Genomic DNA, 19,740 nt, shown 5'->3' with positions numbered 1-19,740 from the left:
GAATCGCATGCCACTCGGACATATGGACCGGGGCGGTCCGCCGTGACCGCACTCGCACGCGGGGAAAATCGCCCCGCGCCCGGCGACCGGATGATCGTGACCGTCAGCTGTGCGGCGCCGGTCGATGTGTCGGCGCTCCTGCTCGGGGCCGACGGGCGGGTCCGATCCGATGCCGACTTCGTCTTCTTCAATCAACCGGCCGGGCCCGGCGTCACCTATCGGCACGGCCGCGGCGCCGGCGATATGGTCGATGTGCAGACTTCCGCGCTGCCCGCCGATGTCGACAAGGTCGTGGTCACGGCCAGCCTCGACGGCAGTGGGCCGCCGACCTTCGCGGGCGCGAGTTCGCTGACCGCGACGATCGGATCCGATGCGGGAACGCTGACCTTCCCGATGACCGGGCTCAGCACCGAGACGGCCGTTGTGTGCGTGGAGATCTACCGGCGCGGCGGTGCGTGGAAGGTGCGCGCGGTCGGGCAGGGCTACGACAATGGGCTGGCCGGAATCGCGACGGCATTCGGTGTGAATATCGACGACGAACCCGAAACGGCGCCGCCCGCTGTGCCCCATCCGCAGTACCAGCAGCAGGCCCCAGCGACGCAATATCCAGCCCAGCCGCAGTACGCGGCTCCGATGCCGCCCGCTGCGGCACCGCAGCAATACCCAGCCCAGCCCCAGTACCAGGCTCCGCCCGCCTATCCCCAGTCCGGCGCCGTGCCGCCACCACCGATTGCACCCCAGCAAGGAGCGCTGCCGATGCAGAGCGAACTGTTCGATCCGAGCCACGCCGAGGTCAACGGCATCGGCATCCAGAAGCAGGGCGGCAAGATGATCAAGGTCGCCGTCAATGGCGAGACCATGGCGCGGGCCGGCTCGATGGTCGCATACCAGGGCGATCTGCATTTCAAGGCGCTGGGTTCGGGCGGTATCGGCCGGGCGATCCAGCAGCGACTGACCGGCGAGGGTGTGCCGCTGATGCAGGTGACCGGTCGCGGCGACCTATTCCTCGCCGATTCCGCCGCCGACGTGCACACCGTCGATCTCGACGGCACCGATGGGCTGACCATCAACGGCTCGAATGTGCTCGCCTTCGATACCTCGCTGTCCTACAACATCCAAAGGGTCCAGGGCGCAGCCGGTTTCGCCAGTAACGCGGGCTTCTTCAACTGCGTGTTCACCGGGCGCGGTCGCATCGCCATCACCACACACGGCTCGCCGGTCGTCCTCAATGTCGACCAACCGACCTACGCCGACCCGCAGGCCGCGGTGGCCTGGTCGTCGAGCCTGTCCACCGGCATCAAACGCAACGATTCCTTCGGCCTCGGCCGCCTCATCGGCCGCAGCACCGGCGAGGGCCTCACCCTGTCGTTCTCCGGGCGCGGTTTCGTCATCGTGCAGCCCTCGGAACTGCCGCCGGGCGGGTTCATCGGCGGCACCGGTGGCGGTCAAGAGGCCGGACAAAGCGGCGGCGTGCTCGGCGGCTTGTTCGGATAACCGCCCGGCGCTGGAACCGGCTGGGCCACAGCCGGTTCCAGCGTCCGGTCAGTTCAGCAGACCCCGCCGGGCCAGGAGCGGTTCGATTTCGGGGGCGCGGCCGCGGAAGGATTCGAAGGCCGTCAGCGGGTCGACCGAGCCACCGCGGGAGAGCAGTTCGCGACGGAAGGTCTCGCCGTTCTCGCGGATGGACGCATCACCCTCGTCGAACCATTCGACGGTGTCCGCGTCCAGCACCTCGCTCCAGATATAGGAGTAGTACCCCGCCGCATAACCGCCGGAGAATATGTGGGCGAAGTAGCCGGTCCGGTAGCGCGGCGGAATCGCGTCGATGGCCAGACCGGCCTTGCGCAACGCTTCCCCTTCGAACGCCTCGGCATCGGTGTCGGCCAGCGCCTCGGGTGCGGATACGCGGTGCCAGGCCCAGTCCAGCAGTGTCGCGCCGAGGTATTCGACGGTCTTGAAGCCGGTACCGAACCGCGCGGCCTCGGCCATCCGCTCGACCAGTTCGGTGGGCATCGGCTCGCCGGTCTCGATATGCCGGGCGTAGTTGGCGAGCACCTCCGGTCGCGACATCCACATCTCGTTCACCTGGGATGGGAATTCGACGAAATCCCGCGGGACTTCGGTGCCGGAGAAGAACGGATACGTCACATCCGAGAACAGTCCGTGCAGTGCGTGCCCGAACTCGTGGAACAGCGTGCGCACATTGTCCCAGGTGAGCAGGGCAGGTTCGCCCGCGGGCGGCTTCACGATATTGAGGTTGTTGACCACTACCGGCCGTTTACCCAAAAGCCGTGACTGGCTGACCAATGCGTTCATCCACGCCCCACCGCGCTTCGACGGTCGTGCGAAGAAGTCACCGAGGAACAGTCCGAGCGCACTGCCGTCGGTGTCGAATACCTCGAAGATCCGCACCTCCGGGTGGTATCCGACCAGATCCTCGCGCTCCTGGAAGGTGATCCCGTACACCTGCTCGGCGGCGAAGAACACTCCGTCGCGCAACACCCGCTCGAGCTCGAAATAGGGACGCAACGCCTCCGCGTCTACCGAAAACCGCTCGGCCCGAACCTTTTCCGACCAGTACTGCCAATCCCATGAGCGCAGCTCCTGCCCGCCCATGGCCTGTGCCAACTCGGCCGCCTCGCGCTCCGCATTCGCCACCGCTGGTGCGATCAAACGCCCGAGCATGTCCTCCACTGCCGCAGGGGTTTTGGCGGTCTGATCCGCAACCGTATAAGCCGCATGATCCGAATAGCCGAGCAGCGCGGCCCGTTCCGCTCGCAATGCGGCGATCCGCACGGCGAGCGCGCCGTTGTCACCCAACCCGCGCCCCAGTGAAGCCGCCATTACGCGCTGCCGCACGTCGCGGTCGGCCAGTTCCGCCAGCACCGGTTGATTCGAAACGTTCTGCAGCCGAAGCGCCCACGCGCCCTCGCGCCCCAACTCCCGAGCATTCTCCGCGGCCGCGGCCACTGTGGCCGGCCCCAGTCCCGCCAATTCCGCCGCCGACTCGACGACCACAGTCGCATCATTGGTCGCCGCCAAAATGTTCTGCCCGAATTCCGTTGCCGCCGCAGCGAGTTCCGCATTCAGCTCACGCAACCGCGCCTGTCCCTCCGCATCCAGGCGAGCCCCCGCCCGCACGAACCGAATGTGATACCGCTCCAACAGCCGCGCTTCCTCGGGATCCAATCCCAATTCCTCCCGGCGGCCGTAGAGGGCCTCGACCCGCGCGAAGAGCTGAGGATCCAAATAGATCGCGTCGCGATGCGCCGCCAGCTTCGGCGATACCTCGGCCTCGATCGCATCGGTGGTCGCACTGGAATCGGCGCTCGTGATATTGAAGAACACATTCGCGACCCGGATCAGCACCGCGCCCGAACGCTCCAAGGCCGCAATGGTATTCGCGAAACTCGGTTCCGCTCCGCTCGAAGTGATGGCGGCAACCTCAGACAATTGCTCCGCCATGCCTCGCTCGAACGCAGGCAAATAGTGCTCCGTAGCGATCTCGGCGAACGGAGGAAGTTCATACGGCAGCACACTTGGCTCGAAGAACGGGTTGCTGGTCATAGGTCAACCCTATTGACCTCTGACCCGCTTCGCACTGCCCTGGGCCACCAGTGGCAGCAGGCTGTCGGCTGCGATCGGTAATGTCGAGCGGGTGAGTGGCTGGGTGCGGCGAAAGTTCTACAGGGTCGGACGATTCGATCGAGCGGTCGGCAGCGCGGTCGCCGACTTACCGGCATCGATACTCGACAGCGGCCTGCTACGGCTCACCAAGAGTGCCGATTTCAGTGCGCTGTGGCTGGCCAGCGCCGCACTGCTCGCCACCCGCCAGGGCACACCGCGGCGGGCGGCGCTGCGCGGGGTTGTCTCGGTCGGGGGCGCGAGCCTGGCCGTCAACCTCGGTCTCAAGACGCTCATTGCGCGGCGCCGACCGGCCGCCGAACTATTGCCCGCATACCGGCGGCTGACGCCCGCCCCGAAATCCTCCTCCTTCCCCTCCGGGCACAGCGCCTGCGCGGCGGCATTCGCCACGGCGGTCGCACTCGAAAGTCCGCGCACCGCACTCGTTGTCGCCCCGCTGGCAGCTACCGTCGCGTACTCGCGGGTGCATACCGGCGTGCACTGGAGCTCCGATGTGCTCATCGGAGCGGCCGTAGGTTCCGGTATCGCATTGGCCACCCGACGCTGGTGGCCGGTGCGTGAATCGGACGAGGCACAGGCCCGGCTGGTCCGTGAGGCGCCCGCAATGGTGGCGGGCAAAGGTCTTGTGGTGTTGGTGAATCCGGTTTCCGGTGATCCGAGCTACGATCCCACCGCCGATATCAGCGCGGCCCTGCCCGCCGCCACCGTACTGCGCACCGAACCCGACCTGGATGTCGCCGAACAACTCGAACGAGCACTCGCCGAACACACCGAGCCGGTGTTGGCGATCGGCATCGCCGGTGGTGACGGCACCGTGGCCGCAGCGGCCGCGGTGGCGCTGCGGCACGAGTTGCCGCTGGCCGTCATACCCACCGGCACGCTCAACCATTTCGCGCGTGATCTCGGCGTCTACGACCTGCTCGAGGTGATCGATGCCACCGGTGCCGGTGAAGCGGTCGCGGTCGATATCGCGCGCGTCGAGTACGGCGACGAAACCGGTTCGCATACCAGGCATTTGATCAATACCGCAAGCATCGGCGCCTATCCGGACCTGGTGCGACTGCGCGAGAAATGGCAGGCGCGCTGGGGCAAATGGCCCGCCTTCGCGGCCGCGCTGGTGGCCACCCTGCACCGGGCCGAACCGATCGAGATCTATCTCGACGATCGCTGGCAGCGAGTGTGGTTCCTGTTCATCGGCAACGGCCCCTACCACCCGCACGGCGCCGTACCCGCCTTCCGCGACCGGCTCGATGCCGGACTACTGGATGTCCGCTGGCTGCGCGCCGATCTGCGTTGGTCGCGCACCCGTGCGTTGGTGGCACTGCTGCTGGCCGCGATCGGCCACAGCAAGGTCTACGGCGAGCGCCGCCTACCCGAGCTGCATGTGCAATTGCCCAGACCGGAGGCGCTGGCCACCGATGGCGAGGTGATCGGCAAGGCCACCCACCTGCATTTTGCGATGGCGGGCCAGCTCGCTGCCTACCGCCGCGACGAATCGAACCCCCGCTGGGCCGACCGGTTCCGCCCGCACCACCGCCGCGCGCCTTGGCTCCGCGATGCCTTCCGCACAAACCGCACGCCTACTGCGTAGGTCCTGGCCGCGCAATAATGACGGAAGTGTGACGCGCTGCTCGGCGGGGACTTTCCGTATCGGACCGCGGGTTGTACGTGGGGCCTATATAAGGAGGTCAGGTGGCACAGGAATACAACCGGAACCCGGCCGCGGTAGACGCGCTGTCGCCCGAGCAGTACCACGTCACCCAGGAGAACGGGACCGAGCGGGCGTTCACGGGCGAGTACTGGGACAACCACGAGCCAGGTCTCTATGTGGATGTGGTGTCCGGTGAACCGTTGTTCGCCTCGGTCGACAAGTTCGACAGCGGTTCGGGATGGCCGAGTTTCACCAAGCCGATCGATAGCGACCACGTCGTCGAAAAGCGAGATTTCAGTCATCTGATGATCCGCACCGAGGTGCGTTCGGCGCACGGTGACAGCCATCTCGGGCATGTGTTCACCGACGGACCGCGCGCGGCGGGTGGCCTGCGGTATTGCATCAACTCGGCAGCCCTGCGGTTCATCCACCTCGATGACCTCGAGGCGGAAGGTTACGGTCGGTACAAGACCCTGTTCACTAAGGAGGACGCGTGACGGACACGCGAAAGGCGATTCTGGCCGGCGGCTGCTTCTGGGGCATGCAGGATTTGATCCGTAAGCGGCCGGGGGTGATTTCGACGCGAGTCGGCTACTCCGGCGGGCGCAACGATCACCCCACCTATCGCAACCACCCTGGCCATGCCGAGGCCGTCGAGATCATCTACGACCCGACCCAGACCGACTATCGGGCACTGTTGGAGTTCTTCTTCCAGATCCACGATCCGACGACGAAGGACCGCCAGGGCAACGACATCGGTACCAGCTACCGTTCGGCGATCTTCTATCTCGACGACGAGCAGAAGCGCGTCGCGCTGGATACCATCGCCGATGTCGACGCCTCTGGCCTGTGGCCGGGCAAGGTGGTCACCGAGGTGACCGCGGCGAGTGAGTTCTGGGAGGCCGAACCCGAGCACCAGGACTACCTGCTGCGCTACCCGGACGGCTACACCTGCCACTTCCCCCGACCGGGCTGGAAGCTGCCGAGACGGCAGGCCGCCACACAGTAGTTGGTCTTGTGCCGCAATTCGTTGCGGCACAAGGTGCGGTCTGGACGGCGACTAGAAGAATCGCGCGGCGGCGAATCCTGTCAGCAGGACGCAGAATCCGCCGATTTCGCCGACGATCAGTGCGACCAGCACCCAGCGGAAGGTGGGCGGCGGATTGTGCATCTGGTTGTCGGTGTCGCGGCGGATTCCGTGGTTGACGTAGTTGGCGATCGTGATGACGAACATCAGGATCAGCGCGGTGGCGGCAATGGCATTGACGGCGGTGGGCCAACCGGATAGTTCGACGAAGATCGCTATCATCGCGGTCGCGAACGAATAGAGCAGGGCCGAGCGGTGCGCGATATCGACGTACGGGTGCGCCCGGCCATCTGGTGCGCCGACCATCGCCAACCACTTCCACACTCCGAGGCCGAGCGCCGTCACGAAGAGCATGCCGGCGGCCAGCAATACCAGTGCAGTCAGCGTGCCGATGGTCATATCCGGACACCTTTCACCGACGTTGTCATGTCAAGCGTCGAGTATGTCTGGACAAGCGACCATCTGCCACCGGTGGGAATGATCATGAACTCCCGGTGAGAGATTCGAGCTCCCGAATTTTCCGGCACTCGTCACTACCGGTGTGAGGCGAAAGCGCCCGCTAGGTGCAGCGGATGCTCAGTTCGTGCCGGAAACCCCGGCCTGACCTGGCGAAGCACCGGTGCCGGTCAGGATGGTGCGCAGGACCAACTCAGGGTCGTCGATCATCGGGACATGCCCGACACCGGGCAGCACCTCGAACGTGGCATCTGGTAGGCGCTGCTTGGCGATCTCGCCATTGACCGCTACCGGAAAGATCCGGTCGGCCTGCGACCAAGCCACCGTGATCGGGCAAGGTAGTCGCTCGAAATCCGCGATCGCATCCTTGGTACCGAGCAGATCATCGGTGACCGTGCAGCCGAGAAGATCCGCGACAATCCCATTGGCAGCCGATGATTCGAGGCCGTCACCGTGTTCGGCGATCACCCGCAACGCCAACCGCCGCACCAGCGATGACCGCAGTGTCAGCGGGGCGAGCGGCCGGGTCAGGCGTGCGAAGGTGACGTTGCGCGCGATGGTCGCGGAGGAATCGGCATGTCCAGTGCCGCCCGCATCCCAGAATCCGGCCGGTGAGAGCGCGCAGACCGTACGAGCACGACCCCGGCGCGCCAACTCGATGGCCGTCCACCCGCCGAGCGAGTTTCCGGCCAGATGTGCTGTCGCCCAACCTTTTTCATCGAGCAGTCGTTCAACCTCGTCGACAAAGTCGGTGATCCGCGCCGGACGCCGCGACACCGCCGCCCCACCCCGATGCCCCAGCGCGGTCAGCGCCAGCAGCTCGAACTGGGCAGACAGCGGCGGAATCAACGGATCCCACACCCGCGCCGACATCGCTACACCGTGCAATAGCACCAGCGGCTCACCGCTCATCGGACGCGGCCCACATCGACGTTCATGGCCTATCTCCTCATCGCTCCGGAACAGATCTACATCAATGGGCCGCTTGACGGCGAGCGGCCTCATGGAATCGCGTGGAGCTACCCGGCCGAACGGTTCTCCTGCCACCGCCGCACTGCCGTCTGTACCGCCGCTTCGTCTTCGACGGCATGGGCACCGGATGCGCCCGCGGCACCGAGGATCAAATCACCGTCGGTGACCAGAACACCACCGGCCCACGGGACGAAGTCGCCGCCATATAGATGCCGGATGCTATCGACGATCCCCTCTGGCAGGTCGATCGTGCCGGAAGCGCGCAGTGTGTACAGCGCGGTTCGCGCCTTGGCCACAGCGATTCGGCTGGTCATAGGCATAGCGCCATCGCCGCGTCGCAGGACGATCACCTCTGCGGCCAGGTCGACAACCGCGACGGCCAGCGGCGGGAACCCCCGCTCCGCACCGACCGCCAATGCGGTTTGCACCAGCCGATCCGCATCTGCCAACGTCAACCCGGGAAGTCTCGGAGCACCAGCCACGAACACGAAACTAACGACGATAGCCTCGGCCGTCAAAGCATCCATCTGTCATCCGCATGAGCGTGCTATCCAGCGTGGCCGCAAGTGATCTGGGGCCGGCAGGTCACCGGGATCACTGGCGGTGATCCGTTCCTCGCTCCACAGCTCCAACCACGGTCTCCAGTTCATTCCATGAACGCTACGAATAGCCTCCGACAAGTTCGGCATGCGTGCAGGCCGAGATCGTGGTGAGAGGAGCTACTGGTCGTGCTTCGACATGTCCGCACATGCCGCTGGGCGTGTGTCGGGCTCGCCGGTCATATCTTTGTGTCCGGGGTAGGCGACGCGCCTGCGCGTTCCAACAGCTCGGCGGTCGCCTCCCACAGGCGCCGCTCCCGGCCGCGGTCGTGGGCCACTGGCTGGACCTCGGTCAGCTTGGTCTTCACGACGAACGCGCCGTCACGCAGGTGTGCCCACCGCTTGTCGAGGGCCATCGCGGCCAGCAGCGGCCCCGAGCGCTGCGGCGTCGAGACCCCGGGAATCCGGCCCAGGGCGCGGCTCATCGCCTGGAACGCCGCGGAGGCGCCGCGACCCAGCGCGGTGCCGGGCATCCAGCCCGGCTCGAACACGGACACGTTGATCCCCGGGCCGGCCTGACGTTGCAACTCGTGGGCGTAATAGAGGATCGCGAGCTTGGCGTTGGAGTAGGCGATGCCGGAGGCCTCCATGCCCGGGGTTCGCTCACCACCTGCCGGGCGGGCGAGCTCGACGGGGTCGGTCCACTCGGCCTCGGCCACGTGTAGCAGCTTGCGCCAGAAGTTGGCGTGGTAGGTGTTCGAGCCGACCAGCACGACCCGCGTCGGGGCGGTGAACGAGATGAGCAGGTCGCCGATGAGCTGTGCGTGGGCGAGGTGGTTGACGGCGAAAGTCAGCTCGTAGCCGTCGGCCGAGACCCGCCGGGTGTCGGCCGACATGGTGCCGGCGTTGGCAACCAACGCGCGCAGCGGACGGACGGCGCCGTCTGCGAGGAGGCCGTGAGCGGTAGCCGCGGCGGCACGGACCTCCGCCAGGCTCGCCAGGTCGCAGCCGATCTCGTGGACGCGCGCCCCGAGGGCACGAGCCTCGTCGGCGACCGCGGTCAGGTCACGCCCGGCGCGGCCGACGAGCAGCAGGTCGGGTCGCTGCCCGTCCGGGCGGTCGGCCATGGCCAGCACGGCGTGGCGGCCCAGGTTGCGCGTGGGGCCGGTGATGAGGACGGTTCCGGGTTCGGTCATGGCTCCAGCCTGCGAGCACGAGCGGGTCGCAGCCAGTCGTCCGGTTTTCGTAGGACCGTCAGGACCAGGACAACCGGTGCAGACTCGTCCAGAATGGACCGCGTGGAAGCGTGGGAGTTCGGCCGGACGGTGCGTCGCTGGCGCGACCGGGTGGCACCCGAGGCCATCGGTGTCTCGGCAGGCCGGCGGCGCCGGGCCAACGGGTTGCGCCGCGAAGAACTGGCCGCGCTCGCCGGCATCTCGGCCGACTACCTGACCCGCCTCGAGCAGGGACGCGCGACCGCGCCGTCGACGCAGGTGGTGGAGTCGCTGGCCCGCGCGCTGCGCCTGGCCGACACCGAACGTGACCTGCTATACCGGCTGGCCGGGCACGCCGCGCCCGGCCCGGACGTCGTGCCGTCGCGGGTCACCCCCAGTGTGCAGCGGCTGCTCGACCGGCTGTCGCACACGCCGGTGGTGGTCTACGACGCCACTTGGACGCTCGTGCTTGCCAATGCGCCGTACCACGCGCTCATGGGCGACACGACCACCTGGCGCGGGCTGGAACGCAACGCCGTCTGGCGCAACCTAACCCGGCTGCCCTCGCGGGTCGTGCACACCCCGCGCGAACAGGCCGAACACGAAGCCCGGCTCGTGGCCGACCTGCGCCTGACCGCGTCGCGCTACCCCGCCGACCGCGCGCTGCGGCGCCTGGTCGCCGACCTGGCCGGCGGTAGCGCGCGGTTCGCCGAACTCTGGGACGTCGAAGCCCCGCCGTCCCTGGCCGCCCCATCCCGGCGCAAGACCATCGACCACCCAGCGGTCGGCCGGATCACCCTCGACTGCGACACGCTGCTCGTTGCCTTGGACGACCTGCGTATCAGCGTCTACACCGCCGAGCCCGGCACCGAGGACGCCGACCGCCTGGCCCTCGCCGCCGTCCTCGGCACCCAGTCGCTACAGCTCTGAGCGCAAATGTTCGGAAGTATCAGGTGAGACGCCGTCGGGCGTCCGGCCGGGTTTCTACCCAACATCCGCTCATAGCCGCTGGGCATGTGGTGATGAACGTCCGCATCTGCCGATTCCGCGATGATTCAACGGCGGGTTCTCCCGACAGCAACGGTTACGGTTCCAGTGCGTGGGAACTGGCTCGCGACAATAGCCAGCTGTACCCCAGGATGAGGGCATGATCGAACCCACGGCGGTGTTGGGAGTGGCCGCGACCGAGTTGGGAATGGTGCTGACGCCGGGCCCGAACATGATGTATCTGGTGTCGCGCACCATATCGCAGGGACGACGAGCGGGTCTGGTATCGCTATCGGGTGTGGCCGTCGGATTCATCGTGTATCTCGTGGCCGCCACCGTCGGGATCACCGCGATCTTCGCGGTGGTGCCGGGGTTGTATCTGAGCATGAAGCTGGCCGGCGCAGCTTATCTGGCGTACTTGGCGTGGAAGACGTTGCGCGGCGGCATCTCTGTGTTCGAGCCATCCGATCTGCCCGCCGACTCCACGCGCAGGCTCTTCAGCATGGGGCTGGTCACCAACCTGCTCAATCCCAAGATCGCGATCATCTACATGGCGTTGATCCCGCAGTTCGTGACCCCAGAACAAGGGCGAGTCTGGTTGCAGAGCCTGCTGCTGGGCGCAGTGCAGATCGGTATCGCGCTGACGGTCAACGGCATGATCGTGCTGGGAGCCGCCACAATCGCCGCGTTCCTGACCGGCCGACCGCTCTGGATGCGGGCACAACGCTGGGTCACCGGCACAATGCTCGGCGTCGTCGCCGTTCTACTAGCTACCGACCGGACCCGCCCGGTTCCGACCTAGGCTGACCGACGCGAATAACACGCTGCTGGCAAGTGCGCGGTAAGTAGCCGAATATCGGATGTGTCGTCCGGGTTGTCGCGGTCCCCAGGGTGGCCGACCAGACAGTCCCGACGCGATTCATCCTGCGGTTCAGCAGTGCCTCTGGGAGCGGGTTGCATTGTGTTGCTGCAGGTTACGGCTCGAGCACGATTTTGCCGTGGGTGTGTCGGCGTTCGAGTTCGGTGTACGCCTGGCGGACCTGCGCCAACGGGTAGACGTTCGCGATCGGGACTTCGAGTTGTCCGTCGGCGATCAGGGCGGCCAATTCGGCGAGTACCTCGGCACCCGGCGGGGCGTTGGTTGCGGGTTCGGTTTTGACTCCGTACTTCGCGGCTGCTGCGAAATCGGCGATGGTGTCGATCCGTTCGACCGCGACGCCGAGAGCCAGGGCCAGTTCGACGTACCCGCCGCCGTGGGTGTCGATGAAGGCATCGATGCCGCCCGGTGCGGCGGCCTTGATCCGGTCGACCACGCGGTCACCGTATACGACCGGGATCACACCGTGGCTTTGCAGCCACTCGTGGTTGTACTGGCTCGCCAGGCCGATGACCGTGGCTCCGGCACGTCGCGCGAGCTGAACAGCGAGCGAGCCGACTCCTCCGGCTGCGGCGGAGACGACAACGGTCTCCGCTTTGTCGAGTTGCACGGAATGTACTGCCCCCCATGCCGTCACGCCGGCGACGAATAGGCCGCCCGCCACCTCCCATGAGACGTTGCGCGGTTTGGGTGTGAGGTTGTCGACGTCGACCTGGACCAACTCGGCCTGGGCGGCTCGCTTCTCGGAGAACCCGATCACCTCGTCGCCGACCGAGAATCGGTCGACTCCGGCGCCGACTTCCGCGACAACCCCGGCGAGATCGCTGCCCTGCCCGGAAGGAAAGGTCGAGGGAAAGATGTCAGCCATCGCGCCGGTTCGGATGGCGGCCTCACCGGGGTTGATGCCTGCCGCTTTGACCCGCACGAGAACCTGCTCGTCCCCGGGCACAGGGCGGTCGATCTCGTCGACCCGCAAGACCTCGATTCCGCCGAACTCGTCGTATCTGACTGCCTTTGTCATTGTCGTGCTTCTCCTCCGACGCGCGACGCGCGGCTGACTTCGAGAACGGGAATGGTGGCGACCGGCGTGCCCGTCACCAGGGCACTGTTCCGGCGTCGTCGAAGAATCCGCCGGTCGGGCCGTTGTCGGGCAGGGTCGCGAGGCGAATCGCGATGGTCGCACCCTGTTGCGGTGTACGGACGCCGCGAAAACCGTTGAGGTCGGTGGCAGTGAAACCCGGGCAGCCGCTGTTGATCAAGATATTGGTGTCGCTCAGCTCTTTGACGTATTGGATCGTGACGGCGTTGAGAAACGTCTTCGATGCCATGTATGCGGTGATGGCAAAAGAACCGATCTCGGTACTGGGCAGCCCGGGCGTGGTTTGCAGGGTGAGAGAACCGACGCTACTGGACATGTTGACGATGCGCGGAGATGCGGAGTCGCGCAGCATCGGCAACATCGCGTTGGTAACGCGAATGACACCGATCACATTTGTTTCCACGACGGTCCGCAGGGTCGCGGGATCTACCGTGGTGGGTGTCTGTGGATGATCGCCGACGATTGCCGCGTTATTGACCAGGACGTCCAGGCCTCCGGCGTGGTCGGCGATAAAACCGGCCGCCTCGGTCACACTCGTATCGTCGGTCACGTCCAGCGGCACACCGAACGCATCGGTCCCCGCCGCGCGCAGCTTCTCCACCGCGGTGTCGCGGCGTTGCTGATCCCGCGCGCCCACACCGATTCGCCAGCCAAGGGCGCCCAAGCCCGCGGCGATCTCGTATCCGATTCCTTTGTTCGCGCCGGTCACCAGCGCGATCGTCTGTTCACTCACAGCGCCGATCCTGCTGTGGCTCCGGGGACAGCGTCCAAGACCGGTCGGGTGGGCGGCGATACCGCACGGGTATTGATCGTGGTCAGCGCCGGATACGTCGGAAGCGACGATTGACAGCGAATGGTCGAGCTGTCAGCGTATCGGAGAACATCGGGGTCCGTGATTCGGCTTGATGCTCCGGTGTCGGCGAATCGGAGCGTGCTTTATGGGGTTTCTCGAACCCGACCTGCCCGTGGTCGATATGGCGGAGTGGAGCAAGGGCACCCGCAGTGAGCGAATCCGGCCGATGGCGCGGCACTGGGCCGAGGTGGGATTCGGGACGCCGGTCGCGCTGCACTTGTTCTATGTCGCCAAGGTCTGTCTCTATATTCTCGGGGGCTGGCTGTTCGCGTTGTCCACCAAGGGGATCGATGGATTCACGAACGTCGACGCGTGGTGGTCGGAGCCGATCGTCTTCGAAAAGGTCGTGCTGTATACGCTGTTGTTCGAGGTGGTCGGGCTGGGATGCGGGTTCGGTCCGCTGAACAACAGGTTCTTTCCGCCGATGGGGTCGATTCTGTATTGGCTGCGACCCAAGACTATTCGGCTGCCACCGTGGCCCGCGGTCGTTCCGCTGACGAAGGGGACCAGCCGCTCATCGGTGGATATCGCGTTGTACGCGGCGCTGCTGGTGATGACCACGATCGCGTTGCTATCCAACGGAACCGGTCCAGTGCCGGAGTTGGATACGACGGTCGGGATGCTTGCGGTGTGGCAGATCGCGGTGATCCTCGGCCTGCTGGCGCTGATCGGGTTGCGCGACAAGGTGATATTCCTGGCTGCGCGCGGCGAGGTCTATGCCACGCTCGCCGTCACCTTCCTCTTCGCTGCCGATATGATCGTCGCCGCGAAGCTGGTCTTCGTGGTGATCTGGATGGGTGCGGCGACATCGAAGCTGAACAAGCACTTTCCGTTCGTGGTTTCCACGATGATGTCCAATAGCCCGGTATTCCGGGGTAAGTCGCTCAAGCGCAAGTTCTTCGAGAACTTCCCCGACGATCTGCGGCCGGGCCGGCTGTCGCGCATCTTCGCGCACGGCGGCACTGTCATCGAGATGTGTATTCCATTGGTGCTGTTCTTCTCTCACGGAGGCTGGCTGACGGCGGCGGCCGCATTCGTGATGGTGTGTTTCCACCTGGCGATCCTGACGGCCATTCCGATGGGTGTTCCGCTGGAGTGGAACGTTTTCATGATCTTCGGTGTACTCGCACTGTTCGTCGCGCATGCCGATCTCGGACTCGGCGATCTGCGATATCCGGTGCCCGTGGCACTGCTCATTCTCGTCATCGCGGGCATCGTGGTCGCCGGAAACCTTTTTCCGCACCAGATTTCGTTCCTACCGGGCATGCGCTACTACGCGGGCAACTGGGACACCACGATGTGGTGCATCAAGCCATCGGCCGCCGAGAAGATCGGCCGCGGCATCGTCGCGATCGCCAGCATGCCGCAGGCCCAACTGGAACGGTTCTACGGCAAGGACCGAGCCCAGATCCCGATGTTCATGGGATATGCCTTCCGCGCCATGAACACCCACGGCCGCGCCCTGTTCACGCTCGCGCACCGAGCGATGCCATCCGGCCATGAGGACGAATACACCCTCACCGACGGCGAACGCATCTGCAGCACCGCCGTCGGCTGGAATTTCGGCGACGGCCACCTGCACAACGAACAACTCATCACCGCCATGCAGGAGCGCTGCCACTTCGAACCCGGCGAAGTCCGCGTAGTCCTCCTCGACGCCCAACCCCTCCACAAACAGACCCAGTCGTATCGCCTGGTCGATGCCGCCACCGGCGAATTCGAGCGCGGCACAGTAAATGTCGCCGATATGGTCACCCGCCAACCGTGGGCCGACGACGTTCCCGTGCACGTCACCCACACCAACCGGCGCTGATCGAAGAAGTCCCGCAGCGTCGCGCCGGCTGAGGTACAGCCGAAACCGACCTCGGCTCGAACAGCAAGTGGCCGTGACGCCGAGGCGGGCCGATCGGGGGTTCGTGGGTCCGCCGAGCTTCCCATTCACCAGCCGGGACGTCGAGTCCACAACGACTTTCAGGCGCTGATGTAGCTCGAAAGGAACGGGAGGACGACGGGTGCGCTGCTTCCAGCAGATCCGAGGTCCAGGCGGTTGAGGAGGTTCTGGATCACGACATAGAGATTCATAGTCAGGGCCTTTTCTCGCGATTGGCGACCAAGGGTCGAGGATGACGAAACCTGTTGCGCCGCAACTGTTGCTAGCGCTCTCGTGCGATGGCGGTGCTCTGATCATTGGAAATCCTTGCGAATTGGTTGTGATGGCGATCACGGTGTGGTGTCATCGAAGATACACAGATACATCCGTTGTGTCTTTATATCAGCTCGACGAAGAGGACCTAGCATGGATGCACACCGTCTCAGCCGGCGCGACGCATTGCGGACAGGTGGCGGGTTGTTGGGCGTGGTCGGCGCGATGGCGCTGACCGCCCGCACCGCGAGGGCGGAGCCATGGAAGTGGTCGCCCGCCGATTCGGTGGTCGGCAGCGGCGGGGGCGCCGATCCGATGAAAGTGTGGGACCCCGAAGCGGATTCGGTGCTGGCGGATGTCATCGACCACGCCGATGTGCCCGAGATCAACAGGCTGCTGGCGACCTGGATCTACAACGACCAGCCCCTGCCCGTTGGCCTGCCGAAAGGACTGGCCGACTTCATCGAATACGCTCGGCAGCTGCCCGCGTGGACCGACCAGGGCAAGCTGGCCAGTTCCTTCCAGTTCTACAAGAAACGGGGAACGTACCTCGGCGTGCTCTACGCCTTCGCCAGCGGCATGATGTCCACGGTCATCCCGCACGAGGCGCTCGCGGTGTATTACTCACGCGGCGGATCGCATTTGAAGGAACGCATCGCCAAGACTGCGAAATTCGGGTACGACATCGGCGCGGTCAACGCCTACGGAGACGGCGGTGAGATGGTCGTGACCTGCGTGAAGACCAGGATCATCCACGCGTCCGTGCGGCATCTGCTGCCGCAGTCACCGCACTGGCCCGCCGGTGTCACCCCGATCAGCCAGGACGACCTGATGGTCACCTGGCACAGCCTGGCCACCACCATCATGCGGACCCTCACCGCATGGAAATTGCCCATCCCGGCCGCTGAATCCGAAGGCTACCTGCACAGTTGGCAGCTGGCCGCGCACCTGCTCGGCATCGCTGACGAATACATCCCGTCGACCTGGGAGCAGGCCAACGCGCAGGCCCAACAGCAGCTCGACCCCATCCTCGCGCCGACCGCCGAGGGCAACGACCTGGCCAACCAGCTGCTCAACCTCGGCGCCGATCTCGACCTGACCCTGCTCAGCCGGGGCATCCTCGGCGCGTTCACCCGATTCATTCTGGGCGACAAGGTCGCCGACTGGCTCGTCATCCCCAGGGAACCGGTCTGGAGCCCGCTGCTGGAAGTCGCTTGGGGACCATTCGTCGCGGTCCGGGAAGGCGTGCTGTCGGTGGCCCCCGGGGCCGATGCTCCGTACTGGATGTTCGACGAGTTCCTACGTCAGTTCACCATGTGGTACATGGCCGAACTGCGGATGCCGCTGAGCATCGAAATCCCCCTGACCAACCGCTGACAACCGGCCCCCGCCGGCCGCAGTGGACACCCGCGAAGGAACGACCGATGAAGAACAGCTCGAACCTCGCACGGGTTCGTGACATCTCGGCCGGACTCGTCGGCGGGATCGCCACGGTCGGCGGGACCGCCACGGTCGGCGGGACCGCCACGGTCGGCAGGACCGCCACGGTCAGCAGGACCGCCGCAGCCAGCGGGATTGCCGCGCACCTGGCGACTGACGCCGACGCCACCGGGTTTATGCCTTTCCGCGCGAGGCCGGTGTGGATTCCGCACTGGCCGCCGAGACCATCGAACTCTGTCCCGGCAGTGCCCTGCGCTGGTTCGAGCGGCCAGCGCGGTCACCGAAACCTGCACTCCCCATGGCGAACCGCCGATGCAAAGAAACAGCTAACATACCTGCATACCATCGACGATGGGGAAAATGCCACGCAATCAGGCAGGAGCGCGATGGCGGCGCAGTCGGACGACTGACGCGGAATGAGATGCCGCAGGAGGATGCCGTGGAATCCGCGCTGCCCGCGAACCCATCCGAGGCCGGGAAATCACTGATCGAACGGGCGTACCGGGAGGCCGTCGAACAGACCGATGACACCGATCGCATCCGCGCGCGCATCCTCGACGCGGCCGGCGAGCAGTTCCGGCGGTGGGGTACCCAGCGGTCGACCATGGAGGACGTCGCCCGGCAGGCGGGCGTGTCACGCATTACCGTCTACCGCCGGTTCGCCACCAAGGACGTGCTGGTCGAACATGTCATCCTGCGCGAATTCCGGCGCTACTTCGACACGTTCCTGGTCGACGTCGCCGCCGCCGACAACCCCGCCGATCGCGTCGTGCTCGGTTTCGTGAGTTCCTTACGCGCCCTGCGCGGCAACCCGCTGATCGGCGCGCTGATCACCACCGAACCCGACCACTTCGTCAGCTCACTGATCGGCGATGGCGGACGAGCGGTGGCCATGGTCCGAGAGTTCGTCGCCAACCAACTCCGGCAAGAGCAGCGTGCCGGCACCATCTCCGCGAACCTGCGCACCGATCTGGTCGCCGAGCTGATGGTCCGCATCTGCGCCTCGTTCCTGGCGATCCCGAGCCAGGTTGTCGACCTCGACGACGACGAGCAACTCGCCATGATCGCGCGCCAATTCCTCGTCCCTATGCTCGAAGCGCCGACTGGTCCCCCGAAACACCGCGACAACCGACCTACCCGTGACAGCGCCGTCTCCGGGGGTTGACTCGGCGCAGATGCGTGATCATCACGACCCCACCGGCCTGATCATGTTGACCCACAACAAAATTCGACACCCACGGCCACACGAAAGCCCCTCAGCGCCAAGGGGCAGCTGAGGGGCTTTCTGAGTTGGGGCGCTGCGGCTCGAGCACGCCCCATAGAGCAGTCTACGGTGCTACGGCCGATCGAACTCGCCATCGTTCACACCAGCGGTGAACGCATCCCACTCGGCCGGAGTGAATATGAGCGCCGCGCCGGTCGGATTCTTGGAGTCGCGGACGCCAACCACACCCCCGTCCAGGTGTGCGACTTCCACGCAATCCTTGGACGCGGTGCTTCGGCTGCTCTTGAACCACGCAGCGCCGGACAGGTCAACATTCACTGGGCATACTCCTCTGCAATCTGGAGGATGAGTCTGCGGCTCAGTAGCGCAGTCTACGGCGCTACTGCCGATCGAACTCGCCATCGTTCACACCAGCGGTGAACGCATCCCACTCGGCCGGAGCGAATACGAGCGCTGCGCCGGTCGGATTCTTGGAATCGCGGACGCCGATCATGCCACTACCGAGGAACGCAACTTCTACGCATTCTTGGTTAGCCGAACTCCGGCTGCTCTTGAACCATTGCGCCCCCGACAGATCGACACTCACCGGGTCAACTCCTCTGCAATCTCGAGGATGAGCCTACGGCTTTCGCCCTCATCCAGTGCTACGCCTTGGATCCCAGCATAGGCGTCTCGGTATTGGTCGACCTCGTCCGCTTTCTCTAGGTACAGACAGCCTGTTATTCCTTGGATGTAGACCACCGGCGGCTCTGTTAGCTGCGCGGTCGGGTGGCGCGGGAACTCGAGAAGGATGAAAGATCCTGTGCTGGTGCCTTTGTGCAATCCAGCTGCCAGCGGCACGACTCGGACCGAGATGTTGGGGAGTCGGCCAATCTCTATCAGGTGTGTCAGCTGAGCAGCCATGATTTCCGGTGAGCCTGCGACACGACGCAATACCGACTCTTCCAGCAGGACGTTTACTTCGAGTGGGTTGGTTCGACTCCGCAAGCGCTCGACCCTGCGAGTGTGGATTTCGATGCGGCGCTCGACCTCGTTGGTGGGCATCGCTGGATACTCGGTCCAGATCACCGCTCGGCGGTATTCCGCCGTTTGCAGTAGCCCCGGAAGTAGCGTCGCCTGATAGGCGCTGAATCGTTTGGCGGCATCTTCGAGGCCGACGTAGAGATCGAAGTGCTTCGGGATCGTGTCCCCGTAGGCGTGCCACCAGCCCTTACCTTGCGATTCCTCGGTCAGCCCCAGTAGCACGTCAGTCGTCTTGTCATCAAGCCCATACATCTGGGCGAGATGCGTGATGAACAACGGATTGATCCGAGTCGGTTGCCCGGTCTCCATCCGCCAGAATGTCTGCTTCGATACCCCGATCGCTCGACGGGCAGCGTCGGGACCGATTCCAGCCGCTTCTCGCTTGTCCTTCAGCAGGCGGGCAAGTATCCGACGCGGAAGGGTCGAACCAGTAGTCATAGTGTTCGGCTCCAAAGGGTTGCTAACAACTCTCGTTCGTCTAGGAACCAGTCTGAACGGCGCGTTGGAATCTCGGAGATTCATTGACGAA

Annotated in this window: 20 protein-coding genes; 10 read left to right on the top strand and 10 right to left on the bottom strand. The window is 65.3% G+C overall.

Annotation, left to right across the window (positions count from 1 at the left end):
• Positions 1 to 42: 42 nt before the first annotated feature.
• A complete protein-coding gene (locus ACQP2U_RS14800) occupies positions 43 to 1,494 on the top strand; it encodes an AIM24 family protein (RefSeq protein WP_433715171.1) in 1,452 nt (483 codons plus the stop codon).
• Positions 1,495 to 1,542: 48 nt separating this feature from the next.
• Here the strand turns inward: ACQP2U_RS14800 and ACQP2U_RS14795 are convergent, their stop codons facing one another.
• On the bottom strand, positions 1,543 to 3,567 hold the full coding sequence (locus tag ACQP2U_RS14795) for a M3 family metallopeptidase (protein ID WP_433715170.1): 2,025 nt from the start codon (positions 3,565 to 3,567) through the stop codon (positions 1,543 to 1,545).
• Between the two features lie 91 nt (positions 3,568 to 3,658).
• Between ACQP2U_RS14795 and ACQP2U_RS14790 the strand changes: the two genes are divergently transcribed.
• The 3 genes from ACQP2U_RS14790 to msrA all read left to right on the top strand — a co-directional run bounded on the left by ACQP2U_RS14790 (position 3,659) and on the right by msrA (position 6,305).
• Complete coding sequence (locus ACQP2U_RS14790) at positions 3,659 to 5,236, top strand: bifunctional phosphatase PAP2/diacylglycerol kinase family protein (protein ID WP_433715169.1); 1,578 nt, start codon at positions 3,659 to 3,661, stop codon at positions 5,234 to 5,236.
• A gap of 101 nt (positions 5,237 to 5,337) precedes the next feature.
• On the top strand, positions 5,338 to 5,793 hold the full coding sequence (gene msrB, locus ACQP2U_RS14785) for a peptide-methionine (R)-S-oxide reductase MsrB (protein WP_433715168.1): 456 nt from the start codon (positions 5,338 to 5,340) through the stop codon (positions 5,791 to 5,793).
• Positions 5,794 to 5,837: 44 nt separating this feature from the next.
• Positions 5,838 to 6,305, top strand: a complete 468-nt coding sequence (msrA, locus tag ACQP2U_RS14780; RefSeq protein ID WP_433716472.1) for a peptide-methionine (S)-S-oxide reductase MsrA — start codon at positions 5,838 to 5,840, stop codon at positions 6,303 to 6,305.
• Positions 6,306 to 6,356: 51 nt separating this feature from the next.
• Here msrA and ACQP2U_RS14775 read toward each other — a convergent pair whose 3' ends face one another.
• From ACQP2U_RS14775 to ACQP2U_RS14760, 4 genes are all read right to left on the bottom strand, one after another.
• Entirely contained in the window at positions 6,357 to 6,782 is a 426-nt protein-coding gene (locus ACQP2U_RS14775; protein ID WP_433715167.1) for a hypothetical protein, read from the bottom strand.
• A 177-nt stretch (positions 6,783 to 6,959) separates the two neighbouring features.
• Positions 6,960 to 7,751 carry an alpha/beta fold hydrolase gene (locus tag ACQP2U_RS14770; RefSeq protein WP_433715166.1) on the bottom strand — a complete coding sequence of 264 codons (792 nt, stop codon included), beginning with the start codon at positions 7,749 to 7,751 and terminating at the stop codon, positions 6,960 to 6,962.
• Positions 7,752 to 7,858: 107 nt separating this feature from the next.
• The gene (locus ACQP2U_RS14765) at positions 7,859 to 8,266 is read right to left on the bottom strand and encodes a GlcG/HbpS family heme-binding protein (RefSeq protein WP_433715165.1); all 408 of its coding nucleotides are present in this window, start codon (positions 8,264 to 8,266) and stop codon (positions 7,859 to 7,861) included.
• 323 nt (positions 8,267 to 8,589) lie between these two features.
• Positions 8,590 to 9,546, bottom strand: coding sequence for an SDR family NAD(P)-dependent oxidoreductase (locus ACQP2U_RS14760; protein ID WP_433715164.1), 957 nt, complete (start codon positions 9,544 to 9,546; stop codon positions 8,590 to 8,592).
• Between the two features lie 93 nt (positions 9,547 to 9,639).
• Here ACQP2U_RS14760 and ACQP2U_RS14755 point away from each other — a divergent pair, with 93 nt between their 5' ends.
• Entirely contained in the window at positions 9,640 to 10,494 is an 855-nt protein-coding gene (locus ACQP2U_RS14755) for a helix-turn-helix transcriptional regulator (protein ID WP_433715163.1), read from the top strand.
• Positions 10,495 to 10,711: 217 nt separating this feature from the next.
• Positions 10,712 to 11,353 (top strand): LysE family translocator, encoded by a 642-nt coding sequence (locus ACQP2U_RS14750; protein WP_433715162.1) that lies wholly within the window; start codon positions 10,712 to 10,714, stop codon positions 11,351 to 11,353.
• Between the two features lie 172 nt (positions 11,354 to 11,525).
• Here the strand turns inward: ACQP2U_RS14750 and ACQP2U_RS14745 are convergent, their stop codons facing one another.
• Together ACQP2U_RS14745 and ACQP2U_RS14740 are read right to left on the bottom strand one after the other, a co-directional pair.
• Complete coding sequence (locus ACQP2U_RS14745) at positions 11,526 to 12,449, bottom strand: NADP-dependent oxidoreductase (protein ID WP_433715161.1); 924 nt, start codon at positions 12,447 to 12,449, stop codon at positions 11,526 to 11,528.
• Between the two features lie 73 nt (positions 12,450 to 12,522).
• The gene (locus tag ACQP2U_RS14740; RefSeq protein WP_433715160.1) at positions 12,523 to 13,260 is read right to left on the bottom strand and encodes an SDR family oxidoreductase; all 738 of its coding nucleotides are present in this window, start codon (positions 13,258 to 13,260) and stop codon (positions 12,523 to 12,525) included.
• A 205-nt stretch (positions 13,261 to 13,465) separates the two neighbouring features.
• On the opposite strand from ACQP2U_RS14740, the gene ACQP2U_RS14735 reads away from it, so the two are divergent.
• The 4 genes from ACQP2U_RS14735 (at position 13,466) to ACQP2U_RS14720 (ending at position 18,128) form a co-directional block, all read left to right on the top strand.
• Positions 13,466 to 15,193: a DUF3556 domain-containing protein gene (locus ACQP2U_RS14735; RefSeq protein ID WP_433715159.1), complete on the top strand. Its 1,728-nt coding sequence runs from the start codon at positions 13,466 to 13,468 to the stop codon at positions 15,191 to 15,193.
• A 483-nt stretch (positions 15,194 to 15,676) separates the two neighbouring features.
• Positions 15,677 to 16,900 carry an oxygenase MpaB family protein gene (locus ACQP2U_RS14730; protein ID WP_433715158.1) on the top strand — a complete coding sequence of 408 codons (1,224 nt, stop codon included), beginning with the start codon at positions 15,677 to 15,679 and terminating at the stop codon, positions 16,898 to 16,900.
• A 47-nt stretch (positions 16,901 to 16,947) separates the two neighbouring features.
• Positions 16,948 to 17,373, top strand: a complete 426-nt coding sequence (locus ACQP2U_RS14725; protein WP_433715157.1) for a hypothetical protein — start codon at positions 16,948 to 16,950, stop codon at positions 17,371 to 17,373.
• 11 nt (positions 17,374 to 17,384) lie between these two features.
• Positions 17,385 to 18,128: a TetR/AcrR family transcriptional regulator gene (locus ACQP2U_RS14720; RefSeq protein WP_433715156.1), complete on the top strand. Its 744-nt coding sequence runs from the start codon at positions 17,385 to 17,387 to the stop codon at positions 18,126 to 18,128.
• A 171-nt stretch (positions 18,129 to 18,299) separates the two neighbouring features.
• Here ACQP2U_RS14720 and ACQP2U_RS14715 read toward each other — a convergent pair whose 3' ends face one another.
• The 3 genes from ACQP2U_RS14715 to ACQP2U_RS14705 form a co-directional block, all read right to left on the bottom strand.
• Positions 18,300 to 18,506 carry a DUF397 domain-containing protein gene (locus ACQP2U_RS14715; protein ID WP_433715155.1) on the bottom strand — a complete coding sequence of 69 codons (207 nt, stop codon included), beginning with the start codon at positions 18,504 to 18,506 and terminating at the stop codon, positions 18,300 to 18,302.
• A 61-nt stretch (positions 18,507 to 18,567) separates the two neighbouring features.
• The gene (locus tag ACQP2U_RS14710; protein WP_433715154.1) at positions 18,568 to 18,774 is read right to left on the bottom strand and encodes a DUF397 domain-containing protein; all 207 of its coding nucleotides are present in this window, start codon (positions 18,772 to 18,774) and stop codon (positions 18,568 to 18,570) included.
• Positions 18,771 to 19,649 (bottom strand): helix-turn-helix domain-containing protein, encoded by an 879-nt coding sequence (locus ACQP2U_RS14705; RefSeq protein ID WP_433715153.1) that lies wholly within the window; start codon positions 19,647 to 19,649, stop codon positions 18,771 to 18,773. Before ACQP2U_RS14705 ends, ACQP2U_RS14710 begins: the two co-directional genes overlap by 4 nt.
• Positions 19,650 to 19,740: the final 91 nt, after the last annotated feature.

The sequence above is a fragment of the Nocardia sp. CA-084685 genome (assembly GCF_050955785.1).
Taxonomy (GTDB): Bacteria; Actinomycetota; Actinomycetes; order Mycobacteriales; family Mycobacteriaceae; genus Nocardia.
This window is presented reverse-complemented; position numbering and strand designations above follow the sequence as displayed.